Below are 26,476 nucleotides of genomic sequence, written 5' to 3' on the forward strand. Positions count from 1 at the left end.
CATGTCAGAAACCACGCCCGAAACCCGCTCCGTCCGCCTGCTGCGCGTTGGCGAACAGGTCCGCCATATCCTGTCCGAAATTCTTGCGCGCGGCGATGTGCATGACCCGGTGCTGGAAAAGCATCTGGTGTCGGTCACCGAAGTCCGGATGTCGCCCGACCTGCGCCATGCGACGGTGTTCGTGAAGCCGCTGCTCGGCAAGGACGAGCAGCTGGTGCTCAAGGCCCTGCGCACCAATACCGCGTATCTCCAGTCGGAGGTCGCACGGCGGGTGAATCTGAAATACGCCGCCAAACTCAAATTCCTGATCGATGAGAGTTTCGACGAAGGCACCCGCATCGAACAGCTGCTGCGCGATCCCAAGGTCGCGCGCGATCTGGAACCGGGCGATAGCGAGGCCGGGGCCGAGGACTGAGTGGCCAAGCTCTATTTCTATTATGCCTCGATGAACGCCGGCAAATCGACGACGCTGCTGCAGGCCGATTTCAACTATCGGGAGCGCGGCCTGACCACGTTGCTGTTCACGGCCGCGATCGACACCCGCGAGGGGACTGGCACGATCGGGTCGCGGATCGGCCTGTCCGCGCCGGCGACGCCGTTCGACGCGGACACCGATCTGCTCGAAAGTGTCGCTGCGCAGCATCGGCAGCACGCCGTCGGCTGCGTGTTGGTCGATGAAGCGCAGTTTCTGTCGGCGGAGCAGGTCGACCAACTGGCGAAGGTTGCCGACGACCTCGGCGTACCCGTCCTTGCCTATGGCCTGCGCACCGATTTTCGGGGAAGCCTCTTCCCCGGTTCGGCCCGACTGCTGGCAATCGCGGATGCGCTGATCGAACTCAAATCGGTTTGCACCTGCGGCCGGAAGGCGACGATGAACCTGCGCGTCGATGCGCAAGGCCGCGCCGTCCGCGACGGGCAACAGACCGAGATCGGCGGCAACGACCGCTATGTCGCGCTGTGCCGCCGCCATTTCTGCGAGGCGATGCGCTGATGCACGGCTGGATCATCATCGACAAACCGCTCGGCCCCGGATCGACACAGATCGTCTCGGCGGTGAAGCGCGCCCTGCGCGAAGGCGGCTATGGCAAGCACAAGGTCGGCCATGGCGGGACGCTCGATCCGCTGGCGACGGGCGTGCTGCCGGTCGCGATCGGCGAAGCGACGAAGCTGGCCGGGCGGATGCTCGATGCCTCGAAACGCTATGATTTCACGATTCGCTTCGGTGCGCAGACCGATACGCTCGATCTTGAAGGGAAGGTCATTGCCGAGTCGCCTGTTCGACCGACGCTTGCCGACATCGAATCGGTGCTGGCGCGCTTCACCGGCCCGATCGAACAGGTGCCGCCCGCCTTTTCGGCGCTGAAGGTCGATGGCGAGAGGGCCTATGACCTTGCGCGCAAGGGGGAAGAGGTCGTCCTCGCGACGCGGAAGGTGACGGTGTTCTCTCTGCAAATCCTCCCCGGCACGGGGAGGGGGACCAGCGAAGCTGGTGGAGGGGGCTCGCCGCCGGACGCAACCGCTGTGGATGCAGCTACCCCCCCCCCCCCCCCCCCCCCCCCCCCCCCCCCCCCCNCCTCCCCATGCTGGGGAGGAGCTAAACGAAATCACCCTCTCCGCCTTCGTTTCCAAGGGCACCTATATCCGCTCCCTCGCGCGCGACATCGCGCTGGCGCTCGGCACGGTCGGCCACGTCACCATGCTTCGACGCACCAAAGCCGGCCCATTCACCCTCGAATCGGCCATTTCGCTGGACAAACTGGCGGAATTGGGTAAGGGCCACGCGCTTGAAGAAACGCTCCTGCCACTGGGGGCGGGGCTGGACGACATCCCGGCTCTGTCCCTGAACCCCGATCAGGCAGGGCGGCTCCGCAAGGGGCTTCGACTGATCGGGTTTGCAGCGGACGACGGTCTGGGCTTCGCAACACTGGACGATGTGCCGGTGGCGCTGGTCGAGACACTCGACGGGGAAACCCGTGTCGTGCGCGGCTTCAACCTCGAATAGAAAGGACGACGATGTCGATTACCGCTGAGAACCGTCAGGCCCTCATTCAGGAACATGCCCGCGCCGAAGGCGACACCGGCAGCCCTGAAGTGCAGGTCGCGATCCTGACCACCCGCATCCAGAACCTGACCGAGCACTTCAAGACCCATGCGAAGGACAATCATTCGCGTCGCGGTCTGCTGATGCTGGTCAACAAGCGGCGTTCGCTGCTCGACTATCTGAAGAAGAAGGACGCGGAGCGTTATACGACGCTGATCGCGAAGCTAGGCCTTCGGAAGTAACGAAGAAAGGGCGGTCCGACGGGCCGCCCTTTTTCCATGTGGGGCGGCACGAACTCCGTCACCCAATTCCCCGCAAAACGGGGTATAGGCTTTGCGACCGGATCTCCGGCCAAGCCGTCCCGCCGCAATCCGGCGATGCGGGACACCGGGCCTAACGGTCCGACACTCGGGGTGGACCTCCACCCAAGCTGCCCCGGCGCGCATCCGGCCGCCGGCGTAAAGGAAACGACATGTTCGATATCAAGAAAAGCACCATGGACCTGGGCGGCAAGACGCTGACCCTCGAAACGGGCCGCGTCGCCCGTCAGGCCGACGGCGCGGTCATCGCGACGTTGGGTGAGACCGTGGTGCTGTGCGCGGTCACCGCCGCACGCTCGGTCAAGGAAGGGCAGGACTTCTTCCCGCTGACCGTCCATTATCAGGAAAAATATTCGGCCGCGGGCCGTATCCCCGGCGGCTTCTTCAAGCGCGAACGCGGTGCGACCGAAAAGGAAACGCTGACCAGCCGCCTGATCGACCGTCCGATCCGCCCGCTGTTTCCCGAAGGCTTCTACAACGAAATCAACGTCATCGCCCAGGTGCTGAGCTATGACGGCGAAAACGAGCCGGACATCGTCGCGATGATCGCGGCATCGGCGGCGCTGACCATTTCGGGCGTGCCGTTCATGGGCCCGATCGGCGCGGCGCGCGTCGGCTATGTCGATGGCGAATATATCCTGAACCCGACGCTGGATCAGGTGAAGATCGGCGATCTCGACCTGGTCGTCGCCGCCACCGGCGACGCGGTGATGATGGTCGAATCGGAAGCCAAGGAGCTTTCGGAAGAGATCATGCTGGGCGCCGTCGTATTCGCGCACGACGCGTCGAAGAAGATCGTGAACTGCATCATCGATCTGGCCGAACAGGCCGCCAAGGAGCCGTGGGAACTGGCCTCCGTCGCCGACCAATCGGCTGCGAAGAAGAAGCTGAAGACGCTGATCGGCAAGGATCTTGCCGCCGCGTACAAGCTGACCGACAAGCAGGCCCGCCAGAACGCGATCAACGACGCCCGCACCAAGGCGCGCGAAGCCCTTGCCGACCTGAAGGAAAGCGATCCGGCGCAGTATCTCGGCACGCTCAAGCTCGTGAAGAAGCTGGAAGCCGAGATCGTTCGCACCGCCATTCTGAAGGACGGCCGCCGCATTGACGGTCGCGACACGAAGACGGTCCGCCCGATCGAGTCGATGGTCCACTTCCTGCCGCGCGCGCACGGTTCGGCGCTGTTCACCCGGGGTGAGACGCAGGCGATCTGCACGACCACGCTCGGCACCAAGGACGCCGAGCAGATGATCGACGGGCTGAACGGCCTGCACTATGAACGTTTCATGCTGCACTATAACTTCCCGCCCTATTCGGTCGGTGAAGTCGGCCGCTTCGGTGCGCCGGGCCGCCGCGAAGTCGGTCACGGCAAGCTCGCATGGCGCGCCCTGAACCCGGTGCTGCCGTCGAAGGACGAGTTCCCGTACACGATCCGCGTCCTGTCGGACATTACCGAGTCGAACGGCTCGTCGTCGATGGCGACGGTGTGCGGCGGTTCGCTGTCGATGATGGATGCGGGCGTACCGCTCAAGCGTCCGGTGTCGGGCATCGCGATGGGCCTGATCCTTGAGGGCAAGGATTACGCGGTCATCAGCGACATCCTCGGCGACGAGGATCACCTTGGCGACATGGATTTCAAGGTGGCGGGCACCAGCGAGGGCATCACCAGCCTGCAGATGGACATCAAGATCGCCGGCATCACCGAAGAGATCATGAAGGTCGCGCTGGCACAGGCCAGTGAAGGCCGCGCGCACATCCTCGGCGAAATGGCCAAGGCGCTGGGCGAGACCCGCACCGAGCTGTCGGCACATGCCCCGCGCATCGAAACCTTCACGATCGACAAGTCGAAGATCCGTGAAGTGATCGGTACCGGCGGCAAGGTGATCCGTGAGATCGTCGCCACCACCGGCGCGAAGGTCGACATCGACGACGAGGGCGTCATCAAGGTGTCGTCGTCCGATCCGGCGCAGATCGAAGCCGCGATCAACTGGATCAAGGGCCTGGTCGAAGAGGCCGAGGTCGGCAAGATCTACAACGGCAAGGTCGTCAATCTCGTCGATTTCGGTGCGTTCGTGAACTTCATGGGCGGCAAGGACGGTCTCGTCCACGTTTCGGAAATCCGCAACGAGCGGGTCGAAAAGGTCGCCGACGTCCTGTCCGAAGGCCAGGAAGTGAAGGTCAAGGTTCTGGAAGTCGATCCGCGCGGCAAGGTTCGCCTGTCGATGCGCGTCGTCGATCAGGAAAGCGGCGCAGAACTGGAAGACTCGCGTCCGGCGCGCGAACCGCGCGAAGGCGGCGACCGTGGTCCGCGTGGTCCGCGCCGTGACGGCAGCGGCCGTGATGGTGGCGATCGTGGTCCTCGTGGCGAAGGCGGCGATCGTGGCCCGCGCCGCGACGGTGGCGATCGCGGCCCGCGCCGTGACCGCGGCGACCGTCCGCGTCGCGAAGAGGGCAAGGACGAAGGCGGCAATGCCGGCCTGCCGTCGTTCATCACCGACAACTGATCGTTCGCGATCCGGTTAAGGAAGGGCTCGCGGCAACGCGGGCCCTTTTTTGTTGGGCGGCATGGGGCAAGTCGCGGGCATACCGTCGCACAGGGCTTGTGCCCCCCCGCCCGGAAGCGGTATCCGGCGCATCTTCATGGCACGCTCTTCCCAACGTCCGCAAAAGCGGCCCGCCGCCGCTCCATCCCGTTGGCGGCGCATCCTGCGCTGGACGTTGGGGATCGGGTTCGGCCTTGCGGTGATGGCCGCGATCGCGCTGGTCGTTGCGGTCTATAATGCCAGGTCGCATATCCCCAGCTTCAGCCAGCTCAAATCCTCACCCAACGGACAGATGATCCGCGTACGGGCCGCCGACGGGTCGATCCTCGTCTCGCTGGGGCCGAGTTATGGCGAATGGATTCCGTATTCGCAGATCCCCGTTCCGATGCGCGAGGCGATGGTCGCGGTCGAGGACCGCCGGTTCCGGTCGCACTGGGGCGTCGATCCGGTGGCACTCGCGCGCATCACCAAATTCGCGATCGAGACGCGCGGTACCGGCCGGCGGCTGCAGGGCGCATCGACGATCACGCAGCAGGTCGCGCGCACCATCTTCCTGTCGAACAGCTACACGGTCGGGCGCAAATTCCGCGAGATCATCCTCGCGCTGGCGCTGGAACGCAAGTTCACCAAGAACCAGATTCTCGAACTCTATCTGAACAAGGTGTATTTCGGCGGCGGTGCATACGGCATCGACGCGGCGTCGCGGCGCTTCTTCAACCATCCCGGCACCGATCTGTCGCTGTCCGAGGCGGCGGTGATCGCCGGGCTGGTCAAGGCACCGTCGCGCTATTCGCCGACCGCCGATGCCGAGGCGGCGGTCGGTCGCGCCGGCGTCGTGCTGAAGCTGATGCAGGAAACCGGCGCGATCACCGCGAGTCAGGCGATGGACGCCGATCCGAAGGCGATCAAGCTGGCCCCCGAACCGCAGCAGAACAGCGTCCGCTATTTCACCGACTGGGCGTTGCCGCAGCTCGAAACGCTGATCGACGAAACCGAAGCGCCGCTCGACGTGTGGACCACGCTCGACCCGTCGATGCAGCAGAGCGCGGACACCGCGATCCGTGCCAACGCCCCCGCCGGGGTACAGGGCGCGCTGGTTGCGCTCGACCGCGACGGTGCGGTGCGGGCGATGGTTGGCGGCAAGGACTATGTGTCGTCGATCTACAACCGCGCGACGCAGGCGACCCGCCAGCCGGGGTCGGCGTGGAAGCTGTTCGTCTACCTCTCCGCACTCGAAGCAGGCATGAACCCCGACAGCCAGGTCAACGACGCGCCGATCACGATCGACGGCTGGACCCCGCGCAACGCGTCGCGCCGCTATAGCGGGCAGGTGTCGCTGCGCACCGCCTTCGCCTATTCGTTGAACACCGTGTCGGCCCGGCTGGGGCAGGAGGTCGGCTTCGCGACCGTCGCCGACATGGCGCGCCGCTTCGGTATCACCACCCCGATCAATACCAAGCCGGCGATGGTGCTGGGCACCTCCGACGTGCGGCTCATCGACCTGACCCGTGCCTATGCCTCGGTCGCCAGTGGCGGGACGGCGGTCGTCCCGTACGGAATCACCCGCGTGACTGCCAACGGATCGGTGATCTACCAGCATCAGGTCGACAGTTCGCGGGTTCTGGTCGCGCCCTATGTCGCCCAGCAGATGACCGACCTGCTCCAGACCGCGGTCAATACCGGTACGGGTCGCGCGGCGCAGATCGGGCGCCCCGTTGCGGGCAAGACCGGCACGACCAGTTCGTACAAGGACGGCTGGTTCATGGGCTTCTCGTCCGGCATCACCACCGGCGTCTGGATGGGCCGCGATGATGCGAAGGCGGTCGGCGGGCTGCAGGGCGGCACCGCCCCGGCCCGCGCCTTTGCCGCATTCATGCGACAGGCGGTGGCGAACCGCCCGGTCGAGGAGTTCAATACCAAGGTGACGCTGCCCGAATGGCAGGAGGAGCCCGACGCGGAGAGCTATTACGGCGCGCCCGACGACCGGGTCTATGTCGATCCCGACGGCAACCCCATCGAACAGCCGCGCCCCGGCGACCCGCAGACCGAACCGGACGACGACGAAACGCCGGTGCAGCCGCGCGTGCCCGACGAACAGCTCGATCAGGACTGGATCGACCGTGCGCTCGGCCGGGGGCAGCAGCGTCCCGAGCAGCCCGTGCCGGCACAACGTCGGCCGACGCCCGACCGTCGTCAGCCGCCGCCGCCCGGCTATTCCGAAGAGGACGCGCGCCCGAACCAGTGAAGCGCCGCCCCTTCCGCGCGCAACCAGCGGCGGGCGGTATCGGGATCGCCCTCGAACAGGTCGGCGACCAGTGCGTGGAAGGCGGGACCGTGATGCATGTGCACACGGTGCGCGACCTCATGCGCGACGGTCGCCCGGCGGACGAAGCCGGGGGCGAGCAACAGCCGCCAGCTATAGCGGATCGTGCCCGTCGAACTGCAACTGCCCCAGCGCGCCTTGGGGTCGCCGATCGCGACCTGCGCCACGGTGACGCCGGCCTTTGCGGCATAGTGCGCGGTGTCTTCGGCGAGCAGGCGGTGCGCCTCGCGCTTGAGCCAGCGTTCGATGCGGGCGGGGAATTGTTCGATCGGGCCGCCGCAGGTGAGGAGCCATCCGTTATCGGCGGCCGTATCCCCGCGCAGGCGGGGATCCAGAGCCAGCATCGCTGACGCGGTTTCTGCTTGGCCCTGGGCCCCCGCCTGCGCGGGGGCACGGTCTACGGCGGGGACGTAGCGCACCGTCCGCGACCCGCCCTCGATCCACCGTAGCCGTACCGGCCGATCCGCCACCGGCACCGTCGCGCCATCGACGAACGGCCGGCCCTGCGGCAGCTTCGCGCGCTGCGCCGCGATCCACTCGGCCTTCTCACCCGCCCATGCCACCGCCTTGGCCAGTGCCATCCGCTTCGGCACGGTGAGGCGCACCCGACCGGTCGTCGGATCGACCGACAGCCGCGCGACCCGTGCGCGCGGATGGCGGACGACCTCGACCCCCTCGATCACAGCGTCCGGTCGGTCAGGTGATGTTCGAGGTCGCCGACGTCATTCTCCGATACCGTCCAACCCCGCGTCGACTGGCCGGCGGCATGGACGCTCTCGCGGTCGCCGCTGTTCAGATAATGCCAGTCGGGCAACGGCTTGCCCTCGTTACGCAGGCGATAGGCACAGGTCGAGGGCAGCCATTCTATATCGCCGACGTTGCGGGCGTTCAATCGCACGCATTCGGGAACATAGGCATGGCGGTGGCGATAGTCGCTGCACTGGCCCATGCGCCGGTCGAGCAGCTTGCACGCGACGTTGGTCGCATGGATTTCGCCGGTATCCTCATCCTCCAGCTTGTGGAGGCAGCATTTGCCGCAGCCATCGCACAAGGCTTCCCATTGCGCGCGGTCGAGCGCCGCCAGCGGCAGGTCTTCCCAGAAGCGCCCGCTCACCGGACCCACTTCTTCAGCTCGGCGGCAACCGCCGGGCCGCCCTCTTCCTGTGGCAGCAGCGCCACCGGGCGGCCCTGCGGGTCCATCAGGATCGCGGTGCGGCTATGGTCCATCAGATATTCGGTGGCACCGGGCGGCTGCGACTTGGCATAGGTGACGCCGTAGGCACGCGCCGCATCGGCGATCGCCTGCGCACTGCCGGTAAGGCCAACCATACGCGGGTGAAAGGCGGAGACGAACTTGCCGACCACCGCCGGGGTATCGCGTTCGGGATCGACGGTGATGAAGATCGGCACGACCTTCGCACCCAATTCGGGCGCTTCGTCCTCGAACGCCTTCAGCCCCGCCGCGATATTCTGGACATCGACCGGGCAGACATCGGGGCAATAGGTATAGCCGAAATACATGATCCGCCATTTGCCGGCGAAGTCGGTGTCGCGCACCACCTTGCCCGCGGGATCGGTCAGGACGAACGGCCCGCCGATGCGCGCACCTGCCAGCGGCGGGGCACCCGGCGATTCGGCCTGCCCGCCACAGGCGGCAAGGGCCAGCGCGAGCGCTGGCGCGAGGGTACGGACGATGCTGTTCATGGTGTTGCCAGCCATGATCTGATAGGCGACGCCTTGCAAGCCGCGTAACGTCCTTTCGGAGCCTGTTCCCATGTCCGCCATCCGTCTTCTCCTCGCCGCCGCGCTGATGCTGCCCGCCGCCGCCGGAGCGCAGCAGATGTCGCCGGGCTATGTGTTCCTGAAGGCGGTTCGCGACGAGGACGGGAACAAGGTCAACGACATCCTCGGCCAGCCGGGCCAGACGATCATCAATACCAAGGACCGCTCAACCGGCGAAAGTGCGCTGCACATCGTCGCGAAGAACGGCAACCTGACCTATCTGCGCTTCCTGCTTGCCAAGGGCGCGAACCCCAATATCCAGGACAATCGCGGCAATACCCCCGCGCTGCTGGCGGTCGAGGCCGGATCGGTCGAGGCGATCAACGCGCTCGTCGCGCGCAAGGCGAACCTGAACCTAGGCAACAGCAGCGGCGAGACGCCACTGATCCGCGCGGTGCAACTGCGCAACGTCGACATGGTCCGCACCCTCATCGCCGCCGGGGCCAATCCAGATCAGCCCGACGTCATGGCCGGCCTGTCGGCGCGTGACTATGCGAAGCGCGATACGCGTACGCCGGTGCTGCTAAAGACCATCGACGACAATCCTGCGAAGGCAGCGAAGGCACCGGTCGCTGGTCCCAGCCTGTAACGGCCGACGGTTTCGCTTGCCGACTCGCAGGATCCAGGCGCAGTCTTCGCCCGGGCATCTGGGGGGAGCACCATGAAGACTATCATAACCGCCGCCGCAATTTGCATCGCGCAAGTCATCGCCGGGCCGGCTCTGGCGCAGTCGACCGCGATCCCGGTTGGTGCGGGTGCCACCCTGGTGCCGCCGGTCGGCTGGGCGATGGTGCGGACCAATGATGTGGTCCGCTTCACGCCGCCCGAGAATGACCTGCGCGTCGCAATCGTACCGGTTACCACTGCCCGCGACGCATCGGACGCGGTCGTACAGGCATGGAAGCAGGCGCTGCCCAGTTTCGCCCGCCCGCCGCACCTGACGCAGAAAGTCCCGGCGCGCGAAGGCTGGGACGAGATCGTCGTCGTGAGCTATGATGTCCCGCCCGCCGAAAAGGCGATGGCGCAGGCGGTCGCGTTCCGACACGGTACAGCATGGACCATCGTTGCGGTCGAGGGCGCGCTGGCGACGATCGCCAAGCGCAGCGGGCAATTCAACACCTCCGCCGAAACGCTGCGTCCGACGGGATTTCAGAAGGAGAATTTCGCGGGCAAGCCGGCGCATCGCATGGACGCGGCGCGGATCGAGGCCCTGAAACAGTTCGTGCGGACATCGATGACGACGCTGAAGATTCCCGGGGTCGGCCTTGCGATCATCGATCATGACCGGATCGTCTATGAAGGCGGGATCGGCGTGAAGGACGTCGCTTCGGCCAAGCCGGTCGACAAAGACACGCTGTTCATGATCGCGTCGAATACCAAGGGCATGGCGACGCTGCTGCTTGCGACGCTGGTCGATCAGGGGCGGCTCGACTGGGACCGGCCGGTGATCGATTATATGCCCGGCTTCAAACTGGGCGACGCGGCGACGACGCAGAAGGTACTGGTCAAGCATCTGGTCTGCGCCTGTACCGGATTGCCGCGCAAGGATATGCAGTGGCTGTTCAACACCCGTGCCGATACCGGTCCGCAGGAGACCTTTGCGCAACTGGCCGCGACCCAGCCGACCAGCGGTTTTGGGGAGGTGTTCCAGTACAACAACCTGATGGCGAGCGCGGCCGGCTATCTGGGCGCCCACATCCTCTATCCCGACATGGAAATCGGCGCGGCGTTCGACCGGGCGATGCAGGAACGCATCTTCGATCCGCTGGAGATGCGGGCGACGACGTTCAGCAATGCGAAGGCAATGGCCGGCGATTGGGCCAAGCCCTATGATACCGACATCAACGACCGCCTGGCGAAGGTCGATGTCCGCTACAACGATACCGTCGTCCCCTATCGTCCGGCGGGTGGTGCATGGTCGTCGGCGCACGACATGGCGCTCTATGTCCGCGACGAACTCGACGAAGGCATGTTGCCGTCGGGCAAGCGGCTGTTGTCGGCCGCCAACTTGCTCGCACGGCGCGTGCACAACGTGCCGGTCGGCGAGCAGATGTGGTACGGGATGGGATTGGAGGACGATTCCAGCAAGGGCGTGTCGGTTATCCAGCATGGCGGCAGCATGTTCGGCTACAAGAGCAACTGGTTCGCCGTTCCGTCGGCAAAGGTCGGCGTCGTGGTGCTGACCAATGCCGAAAGCGGCTATACCCTGACCGAAGGGGTCAAGCGGCGGCTGCTCGAACTGCTTTATGACGGAAAGCCCGAGGCCGCCGAGAATATCGCTTCGGCCGCCAAGCGCTCCGACGAAGCGATGGCCAAATTGCGCAGCGAAGTGGATCAGGACATCAGCGCAGCCGAAGCGGCCCCCTATGTCGGGCGCTATACCAATGCCGATCTTGGCCCGCTGACGATCCGCTATACGGGTGGCAAGATGGAGCTACGCGCCACGTCGATGTGGTCCGATGCGGGCCTAAAGCGCAACAAGGACGGCACCGTCTCGCTCGTCACCCTGTCGCCCGGGATGCTCGGCTTCGACCTGCTGGCGGGGAAACGCGGGGACAGGCGCACGATCGTGCTGAACGACAACCAGCATGAATATGTCTGGGAGGAAGCGGCGTCGTAACGCCACCACCGGTTACGCCGCCAGCCCGTTACCCACCGGGACGTCGCCGGCGGTCAGCAACCCTTCGCGTTTGGCGACGATCACCGGCACCAGCATCTGTCCGGCTACGTTGACGGCGGTGCGACCCATGTCGAGGATCGGGTCGATCGCCAGCAACAGCCCCGCCCCTTCCAATGGCAGGCCGAGCGTCGTGAGCGTCAGCGTCAGCATCACGGTCGCGCCGGTCAGGCCGGCGGTGGCCGCCGATCCGAGCACCGACACCATCACGATCAGGGCATAATCGCCGGCGTGCAGCGTCAGGCCGAAAAATTGCGCGACGAAGATCGCCGCGACCGCGGGATAGATCGCCGCGCACCCGTCCATCTTGGTCGTCGACCCGAGCGGCACAGCAAAGGCGGCATAGGCCTGCGGCACGCCCAGCGCACGCTCGGTCAATTCCTGCGTCACCGGCAGCGTGCCGACTGACGAGCGGGTGACGAAGCCGAGCTGGATGGCTGGCCATGCCCGGCGGAAGAACCATAGCGGGTCGATGCGGTGGATCGCCAGCAACAGCGGATAGACGATCAGCAACACGATGCCGAGGCCAAGATAGACCGTCGCCGCGAACGCGCCGAGCGACGACAGCGTGCTCCAGCCATAGCGGACGATCGCATCGCCGATCAGCGCCGCCGATCCGATCGGAGTCAGCGCGATCACCCAGCGCAGCAGCCGGCGGAGGATCATCAGCGCCGAGGTGTTGAAGGCCAGAAACGGCTCCCCCGCCGCCTCGACCCGGACGGCGGCAGCACCGACCGCGATCGCGACGACGATGATCTGCAACACGTTGAAGCCCAGCGTGGTCGTCGCCGCGCCATCGGCGAGTTTCGTCGTCGCGGTCAGGCCGAGCAGATTGGCCGGCACCAGCCCTTTCAGGAAATCGAGCCAGCTGCCGACGGCGGTCGGCGCGGCGGCGGTGGCGATGGGCGCGCTGCTGTGCAGGCCCGGCTGTATCACCAATCCCAGCACGATGCCGATCGACACCGCGATCAGCGCGGTGATCGCGAACCATAACAGCGTCTGTCCGACCAGCCGCGCGGCATTGGGCAGGTCGCGCAGCGCCGCGATCGATCCGACGATGGCGGTGAACACCAGCGCCGGGACCAGCGTTTTCAGCAACTGGACGAAGATCTGCCCGACCGTGTGCAGCGTCGTGCCAAGCGCACCGTCCGCGCCGCCTGCCTCCGCCGCGACGAAACCCAGGCCGATGCCTACCGCCATTCCGATCGCGACCTGCACGCCGAACGACGGCCAATATCTGGGAATCTGCATCGCCCCTATGTCGGAGCGGCGGACTGCCACAGCAACGAAGCAAAACTAGTCTTGCTGCAATGCAGTATTACAGTCCCTCGCCCCCGACCCAATGCGCGTTCGACAGATAGCGGGCGACATCCCAGACTTGCCGCCGGAGATCGGGCACCGCGACAATCTCCCAAAAGGCACTGCGCGTCATCGGTCCGATCGCGAACAGTCGTTCGTCGGCTTCACCATCGGCGCGCAGTACGCGGCCGGTCGACCCGACCTCGATGCCGAGATGCTCGGGATCGGGGCGGATGCTGCCACTGGCATGGAGGTGCGCGAGCAGCGGGTCGTCGGTACGCGCCAGATCGCCTTGCGGTCCGGTGCAGGAGATGATCCGGGTGACGTGCAGCGTTCGGGCGGCGTCGCTTCCTCGCGGTCGCCAACGCACGTCGATGCCGTCCTCCCCCGGCGCGGCATCGCAGGTCTTACCCGTCAGCACGGTCAGCCGCCCGCTATCGACCAGCGCCGCGATGCGATCGGCGCAGCAGGTTGATGGCGAGCAGCGTTCCCTAAAATCCCGCGCCGACGATCGCGACATGGCCGATCATGCCGCGTCCCCCTCGCGACGGCGGAAGCTGCTGGCGTCGATACCGTGGCGCTGCAACCGGTCGTACAGGCTGCGGCGCGGCAGCCCCAGCGCCTCGGCCGTCGCCGTCACATCACCGCCGGCCTGTTGCAGCGCCTCCCCGATCATCGCCGCTTCCAATCGGGCGAGGCGTTCGGTCAGCGACAGGTCCGCTTCGCCCGGATCGTCGCGGGTCAGCGCCAGCACGGTCTGCACCGCGAAGTTGCGCAGCGCACGGACATTGCCGCGCCACGGATCGGTCATCAGCCGCGCCTCGACCTCGGCAGTGATCGCGGGCACCGGCCGGTCGTACTGCGTCGCCGCGTCGCGCAGGAACCACGCGAACAGCATCGGCACGTCGGCGCGACGTTCGCGTAACGGCGGGATGCGCAGCCGAACCGTCTCCAGCCGGTAGAGCAGATCCTCGCGAAACCGCCCGCTCGCCACCTCGGCGGCCAGGTTCGACTTGGCGGCGGCAATGACGCGCAGATTGACGACGCGCGGCGGTTCGCGGCCATTGGCGGGCAGTTCGCGCTCCTCGATCACGCGGAGCAGCTTGCCCTGCAGCGCGCTCGACATACTGTCGATCTCGTCGAGGAACAGCGTGCCGCGATCGGCCTCGACGATCCGCCCGCCGGTGCCGCGAGTGCCGAACAGGATTTCGTCGACCAGATGGTCGGGCAGCGCCGCGCAATCGACCGACACGAAGCCGTGATTGCGCCGCTTGCTCCAGCGATGCAGCTGTCGCGCCGCCAGTTCCTTGCCGGTGCCCGTCTCCCCCTCGATCAGCACGTCGACGTCGATCTGCGCCAGTTGCCGCACCTTGTCGCGGAGCGTGTCCATCACCGGCGTCGTGCCGATCAACGGATAATCGCCTTCCGCCGCCTCGACCGACGCGCGCAGCCGCCGGTTTTCGAGCACCAGCCGCCGGACCTCCAGCCCGCGGCGGACACTGGCGATCAGGTGATCGGCAGCAAAGGGCTTGGCGATGAAGTCGAACGCGCCGTTGCGCAGTGCCGCCACCGCCATCGCGACATCGCCGTGGCCGGTCATCAGCAGCACCGGGATCTCGTCGTCACGCGCACTGACCGCTTCGAACACGGCATGGCCGTCCATCTTCGGCATGCGGATGTCGGTGACGACGATGCCGGGAAAATCGGGCGTCACGCGGGTCAGCGCGTGGGCGGCATCGGCGAAGTCCTCTACCTCCAGCCCGGCAATGGCGAAGGAATCGACCAGCGCCGCCCGCAGCGCGTCGTCGTCATCGATCAACAGGATCATCGCCAGTCCCCTTGTGCAATATCACGCGAAACGTCGCGCCCGAGGATGACGGCACCACCGTCACCATGCCCCCGAATTCGGTGACGATGTCGCGAACGATCCCGAGCCCCAGTCCCAAGCCATCGACCTTGCCGGTGACGAAGGGTTGGAAGATGTCGTCGGCAATGACCGGATCGATCCCCGGACCATTGTCGGCAACGGTCAGCAATACCCGGTCGCCCGACTGCTCGACCTGCACCTCGACGCGTGGATCGGGCGTGTCGCGCACTGCTTCCAGCGCGTTGGTCAGCAGGTTGACCAGCACCTGTTCCAGCCGCACCCGTCCGGCGCGGACCAGCGGTTGCCCGGCCGGCGGCAGCGCGAGCGCGACGCCGGCTCCGCGAAACCGGTCGCCCACCAGCAACAGCGCCCCGGCGATCACCGCATCGAGCGGCACGGGACCGATCGTCCCTGTTCCCCGCCGGGCGAAGCGCCGCATCTCCTGCGTGATCGCGCCGATCCGCGCGGTCAGGTCGACCGTCGTCGACAGGTTCGCCGCCACCCGGTCGATCCGGCCGCTGGCCAGATGATGTTGCGCGTTTTCGGACAGGGTCCGGATCGTCGCCACCGGCTGGTTGATTTCGTGCACGAGGCCGGCGGTGATCGATCCCAGCGATCCCAGCCGATTGGCCTGCGCCAGTTCCTCGCGCGCTTCCCGGAAACGACGATCGATCTCGGTCCGCTCGGCGATCTCCGCACGCAGTGCCGCCGTCCGCTCCGCCACCGCCCGTTCCAGCGACGCGCGATAGCGTGCTGCCTGCGCCGCCCGCGCCGACCGCCACAGGAACAGCGCGAGCAACGCGGCGATCGCCAGCGACGCGGCGATCGTCGTCAACCGCGCCAGCGCCGTCGCATCGCTTAACGTCCGCTGCGTCGGCACGACATGCAGCAGCTGCCAGCCAGCCAGCGGCATAGAGGTGCGCGCGAGCAACATGTCCTCACCCCCCGGCCCCCGCGCCGTAGCCGCGGCAAAGCGATAGCGGCTGGGCGACAGCGGCGCGTCACCGAACTGGCCACTGCGGGCGATGTCGGCGCGAACCCCGGCAGACAGCGGCCTGGTGATGCGGAACCGCTCTTCGGCATCGGTCGCGAACAACAGGATGCCCCGCCCATCGGCGACCAGCGTCTGTCCCGGATCGCTCGACCATGCCCGGGTCAGGTCGTCGAACTCGACCTTGACGATGATGACGCCGGCCGGATCGCTCGCCGTGCCGATCCGGCGCGCGAGGAACAATCCGGGCCGGCCGCTGACATTGCCGACCGCATAATATTCGGCCGCGCCTTGCTGCATCGCGCGGATGAAATAAGGCCGGAAGCGATAGTCGCGTCCGACGAAGCTTTCCGCCGTTCCGGCATTCGACGCCGACACCGTCCTGCCGCGCCGGTCGAGCAGATACAGCACCGGTGCCCCGGTCCGCTGCGCCAGCAACGCCAGCTTGCCGTTCATCCGCCGCGTCGCATCGGGGTCGCCCCGTCGCAGCGTGTCGAACAAATCGGTATATTCACCCAGCACGATCGGCAGCAGCCGAAACCGGGCGAGATCGCTGGTGAACAACCGCGCCTGTTGCCGGGCGGTCCGGGCGGTCTCGTCACGAAGCCGGTCGACCCCGGCGCGTTCGAACCATGTCAGCGCGGCTAGCCAGATCAGCCCGACCATGGCAATCGCCGCGATCAGCCCGGCGAGAAGCGTCGTCCGGCGATAGAGCCAGCCCATGCGTGCGGGATACCGCAATGTCCCCGACCACGCCACGCGAAATTTCGCGTCGATCGAAACCACCCGGAGGTCAAACGCAAATTTTACCGTTACTTACCAATTACTTGGTCAAATTGATAATAACGTTTTGCCTGCGCTCGTCTCTCCAGCATTCTCCCCCCATCGCGCAGAAGATGATTCCGTGCCCACAACGCAATCTTGGGAGAGATGCCTTGGCCTCCACACCGCACCCGTCGGTCGCGACCGGTCCTTCGACCAACTCGCGCCTGAAATCGATCATCGGCGGATCGACCGGCAATCTGGTCGAATGGTTCGACTGGTACGTCTATTCCGCCTTTACGCTGTATTTCGCGCCGCACTTCTTTCCGTCCGACAACAAGACGACGGAATTGTTGAGCGCGGCGGCGGTGTTCGCCGTCGGGTTCGTCATGCGTCCGATCGGGGCATGGATCATGGGCGTTTATGCCGACCGCCATGGTCGCAAGGCGGGGCTGACACTGTCGGTGACGCTGATGTGCGCGGGATCGCTCATCATCGCCTGTACCCCGGTCTATGAAACGATCGGCCTCCTCGCACCGGCGCTGCTGATACTGGCGCGGCTGATGCAGGGGCTGTCGGTCGGTGGCGAATATGGTGCCAGTGCCACCTATCTGTCTGAAATGGCGGGCAAGGACCGCCGCGGCTTCTTCTCGTCGTTCCAGTATGTCACGCTGATCTCGGGCCAGTTGCTGGCGATCACCGTGCTGCTGGTGCTGCAATCGGTCATGCCCAGGGCGGAGTTGGAGTCGTGGGGATGGCGCATTCCGTTCTTCATCGGCGCGGTGCTGGCGGTCGTCGTCTTCTATCTGCGGCGTGGCCTTGCCGAGACCGAAAGTTTCAAGAACGCCAAGAAGAGCGACGCGCCGAAATCGGGATTCCTGATGCTGCTGCGCAATCACCCGAAGGAAACCGTGCTGGTCATGCTGCTGACCGCCGGCGGTACGCTCGCCTTCTACGCCTATTCGATCTATATGCAGAAGTTCCTGGTCAATACGTCGGGCTTTAGCAAGGAAGCCGCGACGCAGATCAACTGGGTCACGCTGTTCGTGTTCATGTTGTTGCAGCCGATCGCGGGTGGGCTTTCGGACAGGATCGGGCGCAAGCCGCTCATGGTCGCCTTCGGGATTGCCGGGGTGCTGTTCACCTATCCGATCTTCAGCACGTTGGAACAGACCCGCGATCCGGTCACCGCCGGGCTGCTGGTGATGGCGGCGCTCATCATCGTGACCGGCTACACCTCGATCAATGCCGTGGTGAAGGCAGAGTTGTTCCCTTCGCACATCCGCGCGTTGGGCGTGGCGCTGCCCTATGCACTGGCCAACACGATCTTCGGCGGCACGGCGGAATATGTCGCGCTGAAGTTCAAGGACGCCGGCTGGGAACAGGGCTTCTACTGGTATGTCACCGCGATGATCGGCATCTCGCTGGTCGTGTATCTGCGAATGCGCGATTCGGGGAAGAACAGCCTGATCCAGGAGGATTGACCGGCTTCGACCGATCTCCTTCGGCGGGCGGCGGGGCGACTCGCCGCCCGACTTGTATAAGGGCCACGACCGCCGACATGGATGCGATGCGTGCGTTGCTTCCCTGCCTCTTGCTGCTGACCGCTGCCTGTGACGGCGGCGCCACGCCCCCGCCCCAACCCAGGGCGGTAGCTCCGACGCGCGGACTGGATGCCGCCGCGATGCAGGCGACCATCGCCGAGGCGGAGCGCCTTCCCCGGTTGCGATCGCTGCTGGTGCTGCGCGACGGCCAGCCGATCATCGAACGCGTGTTCAACGATGGTCCGCCGCTCGACCGGCCGGTCAACATCAAGTCGGCATCGAAGTCGGTAATGTCGGCGCTGATCGGTATCGCCATCGCCCGCGGCGTGTTCGCCGGCGTTGATCAGCCGGTGTTGCCGATCCTGCGCGCCGATGCCCCGGCCGATCCCGACCCGCGCCTCGCCCGAGTGACGGTCGGCAACCTCTTGTCGATGCAGGCCGGGCTGGAGCGGACCTCGGGCGAATATTATGGCCGCTGGGTCTCCAGCCCCGACTGGGTCCGCTTCGCGCTGTCGCGGCCGTTCGTCGCCGATCCGGGCACGGCGATGCTCTATTCGACCGGATCGACGCATTTGCTGTCTGCCGCGCTGACCAAAGCCAGTGGCCACAGTACGCTGGCCAATGCCAGAAACTGGCTGGGCGAACCGCTCGGCATCACCATCCCGGCCTGGCCGACCGACCGCCAAGGCATTTATTTCGGCGGCAACGAAATGCGGCTGTCGCCGCGCGCGCTGGCCCGGTTCGGCGAACTGTACCGGCTGGACGGGGTGGTGGGTGGCAAGCGCATCCTGCCGGCAAACTGGGTGCGGACCAGTTGGACGCCGCGCGCGGTATCGCCGTGGAGCGGGCAGGACTATGGCTATGGCTGGTTCCTTGCCGAGATGCGCGGTCATCCGGTGCGCTTCGCATGGGGCTATGGCGGGCAGATGGTGTATGTCGTCCCCGACTTGCGGCTGACCGTCGTCATGACCTCCACCGCCGATGGCCCACGCGACAATGGCCATATCGCGGCGCTGCACCGGCTGGTGGCGGATGGCGTGATCCCGGCGGCGGAGGCGGGCGGTGCAACCCTGTGAAAGCGCGAACCGTTCGTACTGCGTAGCCGTTGAGTTTGTCGAACGGGCGTATCGAAGGACCGTCGCGAAAGTGCTTGGATACGGGGCTTCGATTGCGTTCAGCCCCTATCCGGCACCAACCGATCTGTAGCAGGTCACACGCTGACGATCGCTTTCAGCACGTTGTCCGCCTCGTCGATCAATTGCGGCATCCGGATCGGTGCTTCGTCGATCGAAAGGTGATGGGTGGCGATGCGATCGGTGGCGATCCGCCCGCTGCGGATGCTGGCGATGACATGATCGAAATCGACCGACAACGCGTTGCGGCTGGCGCGCAGCGTTGTTTCGCGTTTGTGGAATTCGGGATCGGCAAAGACCAGATCGTCCTTGCACACACCGACCAAGGTATAGTCACCACCATGCGCGACATAGGCGAGACCGGCGCGCATCGCCGCGATATTACCGGTGGCGTCGAACACCTGATCGAACATCTCGCCATCGGTCATCGCCTCCAGCGTGTCGGTCAGTTGGGCGTCGGCGACCACCGTCTCGCCAAACCCGAATTGCGTAGCCGCATAGTCCAGCCGTTGCGCCCGCGTATCGGCCAGCACCACCCGTTCCGCCCCGGCGATGCGCGCGAACAAGGCGGTGCCGACGCCGATCGGCCCCGCCCCGACGACGAGCACGCGGTCGGCGGGACCGACCGCTGCCCGCCGGACGGCATGGGCGCCGATCGCCAAAAATTCGACCATCGCCGCCTGTTCGAGGCTGAGGCCGGTCGCGTCGATCACCGCCGCCTCCGGCACGGTCAGCCATTCGCATAAGCCGCCGTCGACATGCACGCCCAGCACGCGAATTGCTGCGCAGCAATTGGGTTTGCTGCGCCGACACGCGCGACATTTGCCGCACGGCAGATAGGGATTGACCGTTACTACCTGCTCCACCTCGAACCGGCTCCCCGCCGGCGCTTCGAGCACTTCGCCTGCCAGTTCGTGACCGATCAGGCGGGGATATTCGAGGAACGGATGCCTGCCGGCATAGATGTGATAGTCGGTGCCGCACAGCCCGACCCGCCGCATCCGCAGCAGCACCTCGCCCGCCGCCGGACGGGGCGGTTCGCGGGTTTCGAGGCGCAGGTCGAACGGTTCGGCACAGACCAGCGCCTTCACGCGGTCAGCCCCCGCCCCGACAGCACCAGTGCCAGCCCGATCGGATGGCGCGCCGCGGCGGGCAGCGTCACCTCCAGCGCGTCGCCAGTGCGTCGGAACGACAACTGCGTCGCATCACCGGGCATCGTCACGCGACGCACCTCGCCGGCCAGCGTCGGATCGTTGCTGCCCAGCAGGGTCATGCGCACGACATTATCCTCCGGCCAGCCAAGCACCAGCGCATGCAGGTCGTCACCGCGCACGGCATAGCGGACGTCGCGTGCGCCATAGGGCGATGTCGGGCCGCCTTCCGAAAACAATCCCTGCCCGGCGCGGGTCGGCCCCTCCCCGAACCGCTTCCACGGCCGCGTGGCGTAGATCGCGCTGCCGAAGCGCTGCATCCAGTCGCCGATCTCCGCGACGATCCGCTCTTCCTTGTCATCGATCGTCCCGTCGCCGCGCATTGGCACCGACAGCATCAGATTGCCGTTTTTCGACACGACATCGCACAAAGTATGGATGACGGTGGCAGCGGACTTGTATCCGTCGCGCGCCGCCAGATCGGCGTCATAATGCCAATTTCCCAGGCAAGTATCTGTTTGCCAAGGGAAACGTTCGATATAGCTCTTGCCGCCGCGTTCAACGTCATCGACAATCCCCATACGCCGCTGCGGCGGCGTCGTCTTCGACGTCACCACCGCCTCCAGACGTCCGCCATGCCACGCCATCGACTGATTGTAATACCACGCCGTCACGTCGAGCCCATGCTGTTCGAGCGGGAGGTCGAAGTTGTCGAAATAGACCATGTCGGGACGATGTTGTTCAATCAGGTCGCGGCACCGCAATTCCCAGTTGCGGGCGAAGTCGCTGTTCGCGGGCACCCCTTCGGTCCATAACCGGTCGGTCGCGTCGTGCCACAGATCGGCTTCGCCACGCGTCCGGATGCCGTCGGGCATCGGCATGTGCCGCCCAGTATAAAGCTGTTGCGGGTCGAGCCCGTCCCACCACCTTCCGCGCCCCTGCGCCGCGGTCAGCTTGTACGCGTCATACCGCTGTCCCGCGCGCGGCCCGTCGGGGTCATAGCCATAGGCCGGCTGGTTCCAGTGCCATGCATGCGCCGAATGGTTCGACACCCCGAAGCGCAAACCCCGCTCGCGCGCCAGTTTCGCCCAGGTCCCGACGATGTCCCGCTTCGGCCCCACCCGCGTCGTGTTCCACGCGTGGTGCCGCGATGCATAGGCATCGAGATTGTCGTGATGATTGGCCAGCGCCATGAAGTAGCGGGCACCGGCGTTCTTGTAGATGTCGAGCAACCGCGCCGGGTCCCAGCGGTCCGCCTTCCACAGATTCTGGATTTCCATGAAGCCGCGATCGGCGGGATGACCATAATGTTTCAGGTGATGGTCGTAAGCGCGGCTGCCCGGCAGATACATGTCGCGCGCATACCAGTCGCCCGCCTCCGGCACGCATTGCGCGGTCCAGTGCGCCCAGATGCCGAACTTCGCATCGCGGAACCAGTCGGGCGCGCTGTAGCCGGCGGTCAGCGACGCCCAGTCGGGGGTGAAGCGTGCCGGCGGCGGCACGTTCAGCGCGCGGCCCGCCCCCAGCGGCGTCGGCTGGGTCGGCGTCGCCGATGCCACCGCCGGTGCCATTGCCGCAGCGGCCAGCCCGCCCCCGATCATCTCGCGCCGTGTCGCCCGCATACCAACCCTCCTACAGATCCAAGCCCAGCCCATAGAAGCGATCGGCGCTCCGCCCCCACACTGCCCGCCGTTCGTCGTCGGACAGGCCCGACAACAGCGCGGCATAGGTCGACAGCGTCGCATCCAGCCCCGCCGCCAGCCGGTCGGTCGGGAAATTGGTCGCGATCATCACCCGGTCGGCACCGAACCGGTCGATCACCTCGTCCACGATCGGGGCCAGCACGGCCGGGTCGAGCGCCGGGTCGATGAACCCCGCGCCCGACAGCTTGATCGCGGCATGGGGCAGTTCGGCAAAGGCGATCAGGCCGCGCCGCCATTCGTCCAGCCCGTCGGCCAAAATCGGCAGCGCGAGGTGATTGAGCACCACCGGCACGTCGGGATGGGCACGCGCCAGTTCGGCCAGTCCCGCCAGTTGCGGTGGAAAGCCATGAAAATCGAAGCTGAGGCCATAATTGCCGAGCAGCGCGAACCCGCGTGCCCATGCCCGATCGCGCGTCAGATCATGGTCATAGGCACGTCGCGCGGCATCGCGCGGATGCCAGTTGATGAGGTGGCGGATGCCGCACACGCCCGGTTGCGCCGCCTGCCACGCCAGTTCGTCCTCGACATCCGCCCGGTCGAGCGCGACGCGGGCGACGATCGCACCGGGCAGACCATCGGCTGCGGCAACGTCGGTCAGCCAGTCCGTTTCCGCCCGCCCCTGATCGGGATGCGCGCCGGCATCGACATGCACTGCCCCGACCGGATTCCATGCCGCCGTCTCCCGCCGGTAATCGTCGATCCGGTAATCGGATGCGATCGCCGCCTGCGCCGGATCGGCCAGCCACGGATAGCGCAACACGCCATGGTCCCACAGGTGGAAATGGGCATCGACGAACGGCGGACGATGGACGTCGCCTGCGGTCACCACCGTTCCTGTCGCGCTCGACGCATCGTCGCTGCCTCACCCACCGGTCGCTCGCCGATACGCGACCTTTTTATGGGTGCGATCCTAAGTCGTTGGATGCGGCGCTGGCAAGGGTGTCAGTCGCTTTCGGGAGGAAGCGCCGCCGCGCGCTCCTCATACAGGCGCTGGAACCGGGCATGGAGCGAGCGGCTGGCGTCGGCACATTGTTCGCCCTGCCGCCGATGCTGATCGGCACGCTTGAGCAGATAGTCGCGATCCTCGGGTTCGCGGACGGCGGACGGTTCGGGCGGGGGCTGGTCGGGCATGGCCCATCCTACCCCCGCCACCGGGTTCGCCATATCGTGCAGAACTACCGCGCCGCAGGTAGATTTGCGTCAGCGACCCGGTCGAAACAGCTTCGGTGCGAACTGGTTGAGATAGCTGCGCCAGTTACCCCAGACATGCCCGCCCTCGCTTTCGACATAGGTGTAGCGGATGCCGTATTTGTCGAGCATCGCCCGCGTCGGCGCGACCGTACCGTACAGGAAATCGGTCTTGCCCATGCCGTACCAGACGAGCTTCATGTCTTTCGCCGAACGGCGCAACCCATCGGCATTGCGGGTTTCGTAATCGGCGATTTCCTTCGCCGGGTCCTGTACGCCCAGTCCCATCGAGAAGATGCCGGCGTAGCGGAACAGGTCGGACCGCGGCAGGCCAAAGTTGAGCGTGTGCGCGCCGCCCATCGACAGCCCGGCCATCGCCCGCATTTCGGGCTTCGCGACAGTGCGATAGCTGCGATCGATCAACGGGATCAGGTCGTTGGTCAGGTCGCCGCCGAAATCGGTGTTGACCAGCAGGTTCTGGTTCGGCCGCATCGGCGTGTGCCCGGCGGGCATCACCACGATCATCGGCACCGCCTGTCCGGCGGCGATCAGATTATCAAGGATGTAATGGGCATGACCGATGCTGGTCCAGCTGTCGTCGCTGTCGCCGGCACCATGGACTAGATACAGTACCGGATACCGCCGGGCATCGCCGGTATAGCCCGGCGGCGTATAGACATGCGCGCGCCGCTTCACCCCGAGGCCGTTCGACCAATATTCGACCGTGCTGACGGCGCCATGCGGCACCTCCTTGCGATATTCCTGAAACGCGGCCGCCGCGCCCGGCACGTCGAACACGCCGGTCAGCCCGGTCACCTGTTCGGACCACGTCGTTCCGCGCGGATCGGGTACCGGCGCGCCATCGACCTGAAAGTTGAAGCGATAGGGCGACGCAGGCACCGGGCGGCTGGTCGTGCCGGTCCACAGCCCGGCCGCGTCGCGGGTCAGCGGCAGGCCGTTGACGACGCCGTCGGTCGCCCCGCCGGGGATCAGGTCGCCCAGATCGGGGCTGATGACCTTCGCATCGCGTGCCAATGGCGCGCACAGGCGGAAGGTGACGCGGCCGTCGGGCAGGACCTCGACCGATCTATACGGGGCCTGCAGGTCGAGCCAGCTTTTGGGCAGGCAGTTGGCGACCGGCACCGCAGCGGCCGGCGTTTGCGCCGATGCGATTGCCGGCCATAGCCCCGACGCAAATATTGCGAGCGATATCCGTACCTTCATCGACCCCTCCCCTGTTCGTTGACGCCATGGTTGGGGAAAGTGAGCGTTCACGCAACGGGAATCTGGGTTGCCAGACCGCAAAGCAGTGGTCGTCCCTGCGACGGAACCCGTCGAGGATCGAACCCCGTGCTACCGCAACGTCCACTCCCACACGCCGGCATCCGCCGGAACCTGCAACCGCAGATAGCGGACGCGGGCGGGGTGCGTGAGTTCGATCGGCGATCCGGTCGCCTGTTCGGCCGTCGCCAACCGTTGCCAGACGCGTCCGTCGCGCGATCCTTCGATCGACAGCGCGTAGCGATGCGTCGGAAAGCGCATCCGCAACGCACTGCCCTTCACCGGTCGCACCGCGCCCAGATCGGCGGTCAACAGCGGCGCTGCCCCTGGCGCCGGGGTCCACCACGTCGCATAATTGTCGTCTGCCGCCCGCGCCGGTCCGTGCAGCGCGTCGCTGCCCTGCCCGCTTGCCTGCCAGCGCAAGCCGGTGTCGCGATGCGCGGTGAAGCCGTTCACCACGCCGCCATGGTCCGGCACCACCTTCGCGATGCTGCCGTCGGCGCGGATCGTCAGCGGATCGACCGCGACCTGCCGCAGCACCGCGTCGCCCGGCGGCGGAAACGGCAGGCCCTGCCGGTGATACAGGATATAGGGTTGGCCGCCCGAACGGAACACCGCGTGATGGCCGGGGCTGATGACCGATCGCGCGGCGTCGGTCGACAGGATCGGACTGTTCGGCCCCTCGCGGAACGGCCCGAACGGCGTGTCGCCGATCGCGTAGCGCACCTTGTAGGTATCGGTCGTCGTCTTGCCGTCGCTATAGGTCAGCAGATAGTGTCGCCCCTGCCGGACCATGAACGGCCCTTCGAAATAATTGGGCGGGGTGACGTCGCGCGGGGTGCCATCGAACGTCACCATGTCGGGCTTGAGCTTCACGACGAAGCAATGCCCGTTGGTCCAGTTCCAGCCCGATCCCCAGTAGAGATACGCCTGTCCGTCATCGTCGATGAACGCCTCGGCATCGATCATGTGATAATCGGGCGCGAACGCCTTCGCGATCAGCGGCTTGCCGCCATTGGCGTCGGCCCATGGCCCGGCGGGGGAGGCAGCGCTGCCGACCCACACCTCGCTGCCGACCGAGACATACATGTACCAGCGGCCATTGGCGGCCTTCACCACCGATGGTGCCCAGACCTTCGAATCGCCCGAGCTTGGGCTGGTCGCCGCCGCCTTGGTCGGCCAGTTGGGCGTGGAGAAGCGCCAGTCGCGACCATTATCCGACGTCCATAGCCCCAGCCGGTCGTCGCCCCATGGGTCGATCGTGGCAAAGATATACCAGCGAGCGCCGTCGCGGACGATCGACGGATCGGCGAAATAGCCCGGCAGCAGCGGATTGGCCGCACCGGGGCTATCCCAGCGCGGTGCCTGCGCCATTGCCGGCATCGCCAGTGCCATCATGCCGACTCCGGCCAGCGTCCCGCCAAAATTCACGCCACTTTCCCCCCTAGAATAGTTTTGTCTGACAATATACGATCGGCACGATGATGCAATCGCCGAAGTGCATTGCCGGTCGATGAGCCGGCGGGTTGCAATCCTTCAATAAGCCTACTGCATGACGAGGAGGGGACGACAATGGCAGAACAGCGATGGATGATGGGCATGGTGGCGGCGTTGCTCTGGGGCGCGCCGGTGACGCCCGCCATGGCGCAACCGGCACCACCACCGCCGGCGGAACCGGCAAAAGTGGCGATCACGCTGCGCGTCGCGACCGATCGGCCCGGCACGACCTTCGAAGGCTGGGGCACGGCGCTTGCGTGGTTCGCGAACGTGACCGGCGGCTATCCGCCGGAAACGCGCGAACGGCTGGCCGACCTGTTCTACGGACGCGACGGACTTGGCTGGACGATCGCGCGCTACAATATCGGCGGGGG

23 protein-coding genes and 2 pseudogenes are annotated in these 26,476 nt (G+C 66.1%); 12 read left to right on the forward strand and 13 right to left on the reverse strand.

Annotation, left to right across the window (positions count from 1 at the left end):
• Position 1: 1 nt before the first annotated feature.
• The 7 genes and pseudogenes from rbfA to ASE91_RS01380 all read left to right on the forward strand — a co-directional run bounded on the left by rbfA (position 2) and on the right by ASE91_RS01380 (position 7,149).
• Positions 2-415: a 30S ribosome-binding factor RbfA gene (rbfA, locus tag ASE91_RS01355; protein ID WP_055998882.1), complete on the forward strand. Its 414-nt coding sequence runs from the start codon at positions 2-4 to the stop codon at positions 413-415.
• Complete coding sequence (locus ASE91_RS01360; RefSeq protein WP_056621997.1) at positions 416-991, forward strand: thymidine kinase; 576 nt, start codon at positions 416-418, stop codon at positions 989-991. It begins immediately after the preceding gene.
• A partial coding sequence (gene truB, locus ASE91_RS01365) for a tRNA pseudouridine(55) synthase TruB (RefSeq protein WP_156357610.1) occupies positions 991-1,572 on the forward strand: 582 nt, incomplete at its 3' end. The genes ASE91_RS01360 and truB, both read left to right, overlap by 1 nt.
• A 1-nt stretch (position 1,573) precedes the next feature.
• Positions 1,574-2,002, forward strand: a pseudogene (locus ASE91_RS18540) (tRNA pseudouridine(55) synthase TruB); the annotation flags it as partial.
• An 11-nt stretch (positions 2,003-2,013) separates the two neighbouring features.
• On the forward strand, positions 2,014-2,283 hold the full coding sequence (gene rpsO, locus ASE91_RS01370; RefSeq protein WP_055757416.1) for a 30S ribosomal protein S15: 270 nt from the start codon (positions 2,014-2,016) through the stop codon (positions 2,281-2,283).
• Positions 2,284-2,513: 230 nt separating this feature from the next.
• A complete protein-coding gene (gene pnp, locus ASE91_RS01375; RefSeq protein WP_056621998.1) occupies positions 2,514-4,865 on the forward strand; it encodes a polyribonucleotide nucleotidyltransferase in 2,352 nt (783 codons plus the stop codon).
• A 136-nt stretch (positions 4,866-5,001) separates the two neighbouring features.
• Complete coding sequence (locus tag ASE91_RS01380; protein ID WP_056622000.1) at positions 5,002-7,149, forward strand: transglycosylase domain-containing protein; 2,148 nt, start codon at positions 5,002-5,004, stop codon at positions 7,147-7,149.
• Here ASE91_RS01380 and ASE91_RS01385 read toward each other — a convergent pair.
• The 3 genes from ASE91_RS01385 to ASE91_RS01395 are packed head-to-tail and all read right to left on the reverse strand — an operon-like array spanning position 7,116 to position 8,946.
• Positions 7,116-7,910: a M48 family metallopeptidase gene (locus ASE91_RS01385; RefSeq protein WP_056622001.1), complete on the reverse strand. Its 795-nt coding sequence runs from the start codon at positions 7,908-7,910 to the stop codon at positions 7,116-7,118. The two genes, ASE91_RS01380 and ASE91_RS01385, sit on opposite strands and share 34 nt — an antisense overlap.
• Entirely contained in the window at positions 7,907-8,341 is a 435-nt protein-coding gene (locus ASE91_RS01390; RefSeq protein WP_414889018.1) for a YcgN family cysteine cluster protein, read from the reverse strand. Before ASE91_RS01390 ends, ASE91_RS01385 begins: the two co-directional genes overlap by 4 nt.
• Positions 8,338-8,946 carry an SCO family protein gene (locus ASE91_RS01395; protein ID WP_055999231.1) on the reverse strand — a complete coding sequence of 203 codons (609 nt, stop codon included), beginning with the start codon at positions 8,944-8,946 and terminating at the stop codon, positions 8,338-8,340. The genes ASE91_RS01390 and ASE91_RS01395 overlap by 4 nt, the downstream gene beginning before the upstream one ends.
• Before the next feature lie 55 nt (positions 8,947-9,001).
• On the opposite strand from ASE91_RS01395, the gene ASE91_RS01400 reads away from it, so the two are divergent.
• Complete coding sequence (locus ASE91_RS01400) at positions 9,002-9,598, forward strand: ankyrin repeat domain-containing protein (protein WP_055998873.1); 597 nt, start codon at positions 9,002-9,004, stop codon at positions 9,596-9,598.
• A 72-nt stretch (positions 9,599-9,670) separates the two neighbouring features.
• Positions 9,671-11,629 carry a serine hydrolase domain-containing protein gene (locus ASE91_RS01405; RefSeq protein WP_056622002.1) on the forward strand — a complete coding sequence of 653 codons (1,959 nt, stop codon included), beginning with the start codon at positions 9,671-9,673 and terminating at the stop codon, positions 11,627-11,629.
• A gap of 12 nt (positions 11,630-11,641) precedes the next feature.
• Here ASE91_RS01405 and ASE91_RS01410 read toward each other — a convergent pair whose 3' ends face one another.
• The 4 genes from ASE91_RS01410 to ASE91_RS01425 form a co-directional block, all read right to left on the reverse strand.
• The gene (locus tag ASE91_RS01410; protein WP_056622003.1) at positions 11,642-12,937 is read right to left on the reverse strand and encodes a dicarboxylate/amino acid:cation symporter; all 1,296 of its coding nucleotides are present in this window, start codon (positions 12,935-12,937) and stop codon (positions 11,642-11,644) included.
• Positions 12,938-13,004: 67 nt separating this feature from the next.
• A complete protein-coding gene (locus ASE91_RS01415; RefSeq protein WP_056622004.1) occupies positions 13,005-13,505 on the reverse strand; it encodes a hypothetical protein in 501 nt (166 codons plus the stop codon).
• Between the two features lie 6 nt (positions 13,506-13,511).
• The gene (locus ASE91_RS01420) at positions 13,512-14,813 is read right to left on the reverse strand and encodes a sigma-54-dependent transcriptional regulator (RefSeq protein WP_056622005.1); all 1,302 of its coding nucleotides are present in this window, start codon (positions 14,811-14,813) and stop codon (positions 13,512-13,514) included.
• Positions 14,794-16,566 (reverse strand): sensor histidine kinase, encoded by a 1,773-nt coding sequence (locus ASE91_RS01425; protein WP_156357601.1) that lies wholly within the window; start codon positions 16,564-16,566, stop codon positions 14,794-14,796. The genes ASE91_RS01420 and ASE91_RS01425 overlap by 20 nt, the downstream gene beginning before the upstream one ends.
• Positions 16,567-16,778: 212 nt before the next feature.
• On the opposite strand from ASE91_RS01425, the gene ASE91_RS01430 reads away from it, so the two are divergent.
• On the forward strand, positions 16,779-18,089 hold the full coding sequence (locus ASE91_RS01430) for an MFS transporter (RefSeq protein WP_056622006.1): 1,311 nt from the start codon (positions 16,779-16,781) through the stop codon (positions 18,087-18,089).
• Positions 18,090-18,289: 200 nt separating this feature from the next.
• Positions 18,290-19,225, forward strand: coding sequence for a serine hydrolase domain-containing protein (locus tag ASE91_RS01435; protein ID WP_056622007.1), 936 nt, complete (start codon positions 18,290-18,292; stop codon positions 19,223-19,225).
• 134 nt (positions 19,226-19,359) lie between these two features.
• On the opposite strand, the gene ASE91_RS01440 is transcribed toward ASE91_RS01435, so the two are convergent.
• The 6 genes from ASE91_RS01440 to ASE91_RS01465 form a co-directional block, all read right to left on the reverse strand.
• Positions 19,360-20,373, reverse strand: a complete 1,014-nt coding sequence (locus tag ASE91_RS01440; protein ID WP_056622009.1) for a zinc-binding alcohol dehydrogenase family protein — start codon at positions 20,371-20,373, stop codon at positions 19,360-19,362.
• Complete coding sequence (locus ASE91_RS01445; protein WP_056622011.1) at positions 20,370-22,055, reverse strand: alpha-L-fucosidase; 1,686 nt, start codon at positions 22,053-22,055, stop codon at positions 20,370-20,372. Before ASE91_RS01445 ends, ASE91_RS01440 begins: the two co-directional genes overlap by 4 nt.
• 10 nt (positions 22,056-22,065) lie before the next feature.
• A complete protein-coding gene (locus ASE91_RS01450; RefSeq protein ID WP_200911168.1) occupies positions 22,066-22,962 on the reverse strand; it encodes an amidohydrolase family protein in 897 nt (298 codons plus the stop codon).
• A 116-nt stretch (positions 22,963-23,078) separates the two neighbouring features.
• The gene (locus tag ASE91_RS01455) at positions 23,079-23,267 is read right to left on the reverse strand and encodes a hypothetical protein (protein ID WP_055998853.1); all 189 of its coding nucleotides are present in this window, start codon (positions 23,265-23,267) and stop codon (positions 23,079-23,081) included.
• A gap of 69 nt (positions 23,268-23,336) precedes the next feature.
• Positions 23,337-24,548 (reverse strand): alpha/beta hydrolase, encoded by a 1,212-nt coding sequence (locus ASE91_RS01460; RefSeq protein ID WP_056622014.1) that lies wholly within the window; start codon positions 24,546-24,548, stop codon positions 23,337-23,339.
• A 129-nt stretch (positions 24,549-24,677) separates the two neighbouring features.
• Positions 24,678-26,036 (reverse strand): family 43 glycosylhydrolase, encoded by a 1,359-nt coding sequence (locus ASE91_RS01465; protein ID WP_235530241.1) that lies wholly within the window; start codon positions 26,034-26,036, stop codon positions 24,678-24,680.
• A gap of 141 nt (positions 26,037-26,177) precedes the next feature.
• On the opposite strand from ASE91_RS01465, the pseudogene ASE91_RS20330 reads away from it, so the two are divergent.
• Positions 26,178-26,476 (forward strand): annotated as a pseudogene (locus ASE91_RS20330) (glycosyl hydrolase); the annotation flags it as partial.

It is taken from the genome of Sphingomonas sp. Leaf62 (genome assembly GCF_001421915.1).
Lineage (GTDB): Bacteria > Pseudomonadota > Alphaproteobacteria > Sphingomonadales > Sphingomonadaceae > Sphingomonas.

Coding starts and splice junctions, on each gene's coding strand:
- ASE91_RS01425 (WP_156357601.1), bottom strand. CDS start 16,566: ATGGGCTGGCTCTATCGCCGGACGACGCTTCTCGCCGGGCTGATCGCG.
- ASE91_RS01395 (WP_055999231.1), bottom strand. CDS start 8,946: ATGGCTGGCAACACCATGAACAGCATCGTCCGTACCCTCGCGCCAGCG.
- ASE91_RS01380 (WP_056622000.1), top strand. CDS start 5,002: ATGGCACGCTCTTCCCAACGTCCGCAAAAGCGGCCCGCCGCCGCTCCA.
- rbfA (WP_055998882.1), top strand. CDS start 2: ATGTCAGAAACCACGCCCGAAACCCGCTCCGTCCGCCTGCTGCGCGTT.
- ASE91_RS01410 (WP_056622003.1), bottom strand. CDS start 12,937: ATGCAGATTCCCAGATATTGGCCGTCGTTCGGCGTGCAGGTCGCGATC.
- ASE91_RS01460 (WP_056622014.1), bottom strand. CDS start 24,548: ATGAAGGTACGGATATCGCTCGCAATATTTGCGTCGGGGCTATGGCCG.
- ASE91_RS01405 (WP_056622002.1), top strand. CDS start 9,671: ATGAAGACTATCATAACCGCCGCCGCAATTTGCATCGCGCAAGTCATC.
- ASE91_RS01415 (WP_056622004.1), bottom strand. CDS start 13,505: ATGTCGCGATCGTCGGCGCGGGATTTTAGGGAACGCTGCTCGCCATCA.
- ASE91_RS01435 (WP_056622007.1), top strand. CDS start 18,290: ATGCAGGCGACCATCGCCGAGGCGGAGCGCCTTCCCCGGTTGCGATCG.
- pnp (WP_056621998.1), top strand. CDS start 2,514: ATGTTCGATATCAAGAAAAGCACCATGGACCTGGGCGGCAAGACGCTG.
- ASE91_RS01455 (WP_055998853.1), bottom strand. CDS start 23,267: ATGCCCGACCAGCCCCCGCCCGAACCGTCCGCCGTCCGCGAACCCGAG.
- ASE91_RS01420 (WP_056622005.1), bottom strand. CDS start 14,813: ATGATCCTGTTGATCGATGACGACGACGCGCTGCGGGCGGCGCTGGTC.
- rpsO (WP_055757416.1), top strand. CDS start 2,014: ATGTCGATTACCGCTGAGAACCGTCAGGCCCTCATTCAGGAACATGCC.
- ASE91_RS01445 (WP_056622011.1), bottom strand. CDS start 22,055: ATGCGGGCGACACGGCGCGAGATGATCGGGGGCGGGCTGGCCGCTGCG.
- ASE91_RS01400 (WP_055998873.1), top strand. CDS start 9,002: ATGTCCGCCATCCGTCTTCTCCTCGCCGCCGCGCTGATGCTGCCCGCC.